Source organism: Streptomyces sp. NPDC037288, assembly GCF_055603265.1.
Genome location: NZ_JBVJVY010000067.1, coordinates 1 through 5,719, shown reverse-complemented (window position 1 = coordinate 5,719; position 5,719 = coordinate 1). Strand labels below are relative to the sequence as shown.

General features: G+C 73.3%; 1 protein-coding gene. It reads left to right on the top strand.

Annotation, left to right across the window (positions count from 1 at the left end; translation table 11 throughout):
* Window positions 1-587: 587 nt before the first annotated feature.
* The coding region (locus ACZ7GZ_RS38770; protein ID WP_471031944.1) for a beta-ketoacyl synthase N-terminal-like domain-containing protein at window positions 588-5,719 on the top strand (5,132 nt) is incomplete at its 3' end.

Here is a 5,719-nt window from a genome sequence, read left to right as displayed (position 1 = left end):
CCCCCCCCCCCCCTCGCCCCCCCCCCCCCCCCCCCCCCCCCCCCCCCCCCCCCCCCCCCCCCCCCCCCCCCCCCCCCCCCCCCCCCCGGGACCGGATTGCCTTCTTCCGCTCGTCACGCGGGTGGCACTGCTCCAAACCGGTTACCGGGTGGCTGATCGACCGGTCGAGATGGGCGCCGCGCTGCCGGTCGGCCCCCAGGGGTCTCTCACGTGCCGTCAGCTGACATCTCCACGCCGGTCATGACAGGTCTTCCACTGCCCGAAGGGCGTCTGCTGGGTACCTCCCTGGTCAGGCGCCCTTTTTCGTGCCTCTGGAAGAAGCCCGGCCTCTTCGGCGAGTACGGCACCAGGAGGTTCAGCGTCTGCTGGCGCACCACGGTCACGCGGCTTTGACCAGTACGAATGAGGAGTTGCCGACCATTGGGGATTCCCCTAGACCTGATCCGCTGCAGCGGCGGAGCGGGGCTGCGGGACCGAAACTGGGGTCACACCGCAACTTGTTGCCGCCCGGTCGTGCCGATCGCCTGCGCCGAGGCCACCACGGTGCGGTGCCTTTTCATTCTCTGTGTGGGTGGGTGGAGCGCAACATGGTCGAGTCCGAGCTCAACGGAACGGGGAGTCGGGCCGGTTCGGCTTCGGCGGACTCGGCCGATGGCATAGCTGTCATCGGCCTGGCGTGCCGACTGCCGGGAGCCGCCGACCCGGCCGCCTTCTGGCGGCTGCTCAGCGAGGGCGCGGACGCGATCACCGACGTCCCCCCGGACCGGTGGGACGGGGCCGCGGTGGGTGACACCGACCCTTCCGAACCCGGCAGGACCGACATCCGCCGGGGCGGATTCCTCGACCGCATCGGCCACTTCGACGCCGGGTTCTTCGGGCTCTCCCCCAAGGAGGCCGCCGCCATGGACCCGCAGCAGCGGCTCGTGCTGGAGTTGGCCTGGGAAGCGCTGGAGGACGCGCACGTGCGCGCCGAGACGCTGCGCTCCACCCGCGCCGGAGTGTTCATCGGCGCCATCTGGGACGACTACGCGACCCTGCACCACCGCTCGGGACTCACGGCCATCTCCCCGCATACCGTCACCGGCCTGCACCGCAGCATCATCGCCAACCGGGTCTCGTACTTCCTCGGACTGAACGGCCCCAGCCTCACCGTGGACTCCGGCCAGTCCTCATCCCTGGTCTCGGTCCACCTGGCCTGCGAGAGCCTCCGCAAGGGCGAATCGACGATCGCCCTCGCGGGCGGCGTGAACCTCAACATCGTGCCCGAGAGCACCCTGGGCGCCGCCAAGTTCGGCGGGCTGTCCCCCGACGGCCGCTGCTTCACCTTCGACGCCCGCGCGAACGGCTACGTCCGCGGCGAGGGCGGCGGCATCGTCGTCCTCAAACCTCTCGCCCGGGCCGTCGCGGACGGCGACCCCGTCTACTGCGTGATCCGCGGCAGTGCGGTCAACAACGACGGTGGCGGCGACGGCCTGACCGTACCCCTGCAGTCCGGGCAGGAACAGGTGCTCCGGCTCGCCCACGAGCGGGCCGGGACCGACCCCGCGCACGTCGGCTACGTGGAGTTGCACGGCACCGGCACCAAGGTCGGCGACCCCGTCGAGGCAGCCGCGCTCGGCGCGGTGCTCGGCACGGCACGCGAGCCCGGTCGCCCTCTGCGGGTCGGCTCGGCCAAGACCAACGTCGGCCACCTGGAGGGCGCCGCCGGCATCACCGGCCTGCTGAAGGCGGCCCTGTCGCTCAACCACCGCGAACTGCCCGCCAGCCTCAACTTCGAGACGCCGAACCCGGCGATCCCGCTGGACCGGCTGAACCTGCGGGTGCAGACCGAGCACAGCGCATGGGCCGCCGAGGACGGACGCCCGCTGCTCGCCGGCGTCAGCTCGTTCGGCATGGGCGGCACCAACTGCCACGTCGTGCTCGCGGAACACCAGGCGACGGCGGCGGGCGCGGCTGCCAAGGCGGGTACGGACGCGGCTGCGGACGCGGCTGCGGAGGCGGGTTCGGGCGGGGCTCCGGGCGCGGCTCCGGCCTTGTGGCCGCTGTCCGCCAAGACCGCATCAGGGCTGCGCGCCCAGGCCGCCGCCCTGCTCGCACACGCCGAGGCGCACCCCGGCCTAGCCCTGCCCGACGTGGGCTGGTCGCTGGCCACCGGCCGTACCGCCTTCGAACACCGGGCCGTCGTCGTGGGCGAGGACCGAGACGACTTCCTGCGCGCCCTGCGCGAGCTGTCCACCGGCGGCATCGACGCCGCACTGACCACGGGCCGCACGGGCCCGCGCGGCGACGTCGCCTTCCTGTTCTCGGGCCAGGGCAGCCAGCGAGCCGGCATGGGCCGCGAACTCGCCGAGGCCGTCCCGGCGTTCGCCACGGCTCTGGACGAGGTGTGCGCACACCTCGACCCCTTGTTGCCGCGGCCGCTGCGCGAGGTCATGTTCGCCCCCGACGGCACCGAGGAAGCGGCCGAACTCGACCGGACCCTCTACACGCAGACCTCGCTGTTCGCCGTCGAGGTCGCCCTGTTCCGGCTTCTGGAGAGCTGGGGCGTCACCCCCGGCGTGCTCATGGGCCACTCCATCGGCGAACTCGCCGCCGCGCACGTGGCCGGCGTCCTCTCGCTCGCCGACGCCTGTGCCCTCGTGGCCGCGCGCGGCCGCCTGATGCAGGCGCTGCCCGCCGGGGGCGCCATGATCGCCGTCCAGGCCGCGGAGGACGAGGTCCGCGCCCGCATCGGTGACCGCACGGACCGCGTGAGCATCGCCGCGCTGAACGGCCCGGACTCCGTCGTCGTCTCCGGCGACGAGGCGCTCGTCACCGAGATCGCCGACGCCTTCGCCGCCCTGGGCCGCAGGACCAGCCGGCTGCGGGTCAGTCACGCCTTCCACTCCCCGCACATGGAACCCATGCTGGCGGAGTTCCGCGACGTGGCCGAGAGTCTGACCTTCCACGCCCCGCGCATCCCGATCGTGTCCAACGTGACGGGCCGGCTGTCCGAGGAACCCTCGGGGTACGAAGGATGCACGGCCGCGTACTGGGTCCGCCACGTGCGCGAGGCCGTCCGCTTCGCCGACGGCGTCGCCCGCCTCGACGAGCAGGGCGTACGCACGTACCTGGAGCTCGGCCCCGGCGGCGTGCTCACCTCCATGGCCCGCGCCGGCGCTGACAGCGAGTCCCTGTTCGTCCCCGCCCTGCGCGCCCGTCGCCCCGAGGCGCAGGCCCTGCTGGCGGCGGTCGCCTCGCTGCACGTCCACGGCGTGGAGCCGGACTGGGACGCCGTGTTCGGCGGCGGGCGAGACGCACACCGCAAGGTCGCGCTCCCCACCTACGCGTTCGAACGGCAGCGGTACTGGCTGGACGGCGACACCACGTCGCCCGCAGCCACCACCGGCTGGGCTCCCGCGGCTCCGCAGCCGGACACCGTCGCCGAGACCGACAGCGCACCTGTCGGAGCTCTGGGCCGGCGGCTGGCCGGGCTGCCCGAGCCCGAACGCGACGAGGCCGTGCTCGACCTGGTCCGCGCACACATCGCCGCCGTCCTGGGCCACGCCGAAGCCCGCCGGGTCGAGACCGAGTGGACGTTCAAGGACCTCGGCTTCGACTCGCTCAGCTCGGTGGAACTGCGCAACCAGCTCAGCGGGGCCACCGGCCTGCGCCTGCCCAGCGGGCTGCTGTTCGACCACCCGACCCCTGCCGCGCTCGCCCGCCACCTCGCCGCCCGGTCCCTGGGCGGCGAGGACGCGGCGGCCTCCGCGCCCGCGACGGTGGCCGACCCCGACGAGCCCATCGCCATCGTGGCCATGAGCTGCCGCCTGCCCGGCGGCGTCAGCTCCCCCGAGGACCTGTGGCGGCTGCTCTCCTCCGGTGGCGACGCCGTCTCCGGATTCCCGACGGACCGCGGCTGGGACGTCGAAGCGCTCTACGACCCGGAGCCCGGCACGCCCGGCAAGTCCTCGACGCGGCACGGCGGCTTCCTGCACGGGGCGGCCGAGTTCGACGCCGGCTTCTTCGGCATCAGCCCCCGCGAGGCCGCCGCGATCGACCCGCAGCAGCGGCTGGTCCTGGAGACCGCCTGGGAGGCCTTCGAGCGGGCCGGCATCGACCCGGACACGCTCCGCGGGAGCCGGGCGGGCGTGTTCATCGGCGCGACGGCACAGGACTACGGCCCCCGGCTGCACGAGCCGGTCGACGGCGTCGAGGGCTACCTGCTGACCGGCACGACGACCAGCGTCGCCTCGGGCCGCGTGGCCTACTCGTTCGGCCTCGAAGGTCCCGCTGTCACGGTCGACACGGCCTGCTCGTCGTCCCTGGTCGCCCTGCACCTGGCCGTCCAGTCGCTGCGGAGCGGCGAGTGCACGATGGCCCTGGCCGGCGGCGTCACCGTGATGTCCACGCCCGGCATGTTCGTGGAGTTCAGCCGTCAGCGCGGCTTGTCGGCGGACGGCCGGTGCAAGGCGTTCGCGGCCGGCGCGGACGGCACGGGCTGGGCCGAAGGCGTCGGCATGCTGCTGGTGGAGCGACTCAGCGACGCCCGGCGCAACGGCCACCCGGTACTGGCCGTCGTACGGGGCAGCGCGGTCAACCAGGACGGCGCGTCGAACGGACTCACGGCGCCCAACGGCCCCTCCCAGCAGCGCGTCATCCGCCAAGCCCTGGCGGCCGCGGGACTCGCGCCCGCGGACGTCGACGCCGTGGAGGCGCACGGTACGGGCACGCGGCTCGGCGACCCGATCGAGGCGGAAGCCCTCATCGCCGCTTACGGCCAGGGGCGGGACGGCGACCGGCCGCTGTGGCTGGGCTCGCTGAAGTCGAACATCGGCCACACGCAGGCCGCGGCGGGCGTGGCCGGTGTGATCAAGATGGTGCTGGCGATGCGCCACGGCGTGCTGCCGCGGACCCTGCACGTGGACGAGCCGACCCCGCACGTGGACTGGTCGGCAAGCGGCGTACGACTGCTGACCGAGGCGGTGGAGTGGCCCGCTGGCGACCTGCCGCGCCGAGCGGCGGTGTCCTCCTTCGGCATCAGCGGCACCAACGCGCACGTCATCGTCGAGCAGGCCACGACGAGCGAGGAGCCCGCCCGCGGGACGGCCGTTGCGGGGCCGGTTCCGTGGGTGCTGTCGGCGAAGAGTGATGCGGCGCTGCGGGAGCAGGCGGCCCGGCTGCTGTCCTTCCTGGACGCTGAGGGCGTAGAGGGCGTAGGGGGTGTAGAGGGCGTCGACGGTGCCGGGGTTCGGCCGGGTGACGTGGGGTTCTCGCTGGCGACGTCGCGTGCGGTGCTGGAGCGCCGTGCGGTGATCGTGGGGGAGGAACTCGGGGAGTTCCGCCGGGGGCTGGAGGCGCTTGTTTCCGGCGGTGCTCCGGTGGGCGGTGCCGTCGGGGGCAAGGTCGGATTCTTGTTCTCGGGTCAGGGCTCGCAGCGGATCGGTATGGGGCGCGAGCTGTATGAGGCGTACCCGGTGTTCGCGGCGGTGTACGACGAGGTGTGTGCGCTTCTGGATGCGCCGGTCGAGGTTGACTCGGAGGAGCTCCACCAGACGGGTTCGACGCAGCCCGCGCTCTTCGCTGTCGAGGTCGCCTTGTTCCGGCTTCTCGAATCGTGGGGTGTGCGGCCGGATTATGTGGCTGGTCACTCGGTCGGTGAGATCGCTGCTGCTCATGTGGCGGGTGTGTTGTCGCTGGAGGATGCGGCGAAGCTGGTGTCGGCGCGTGCCGCGTTGAT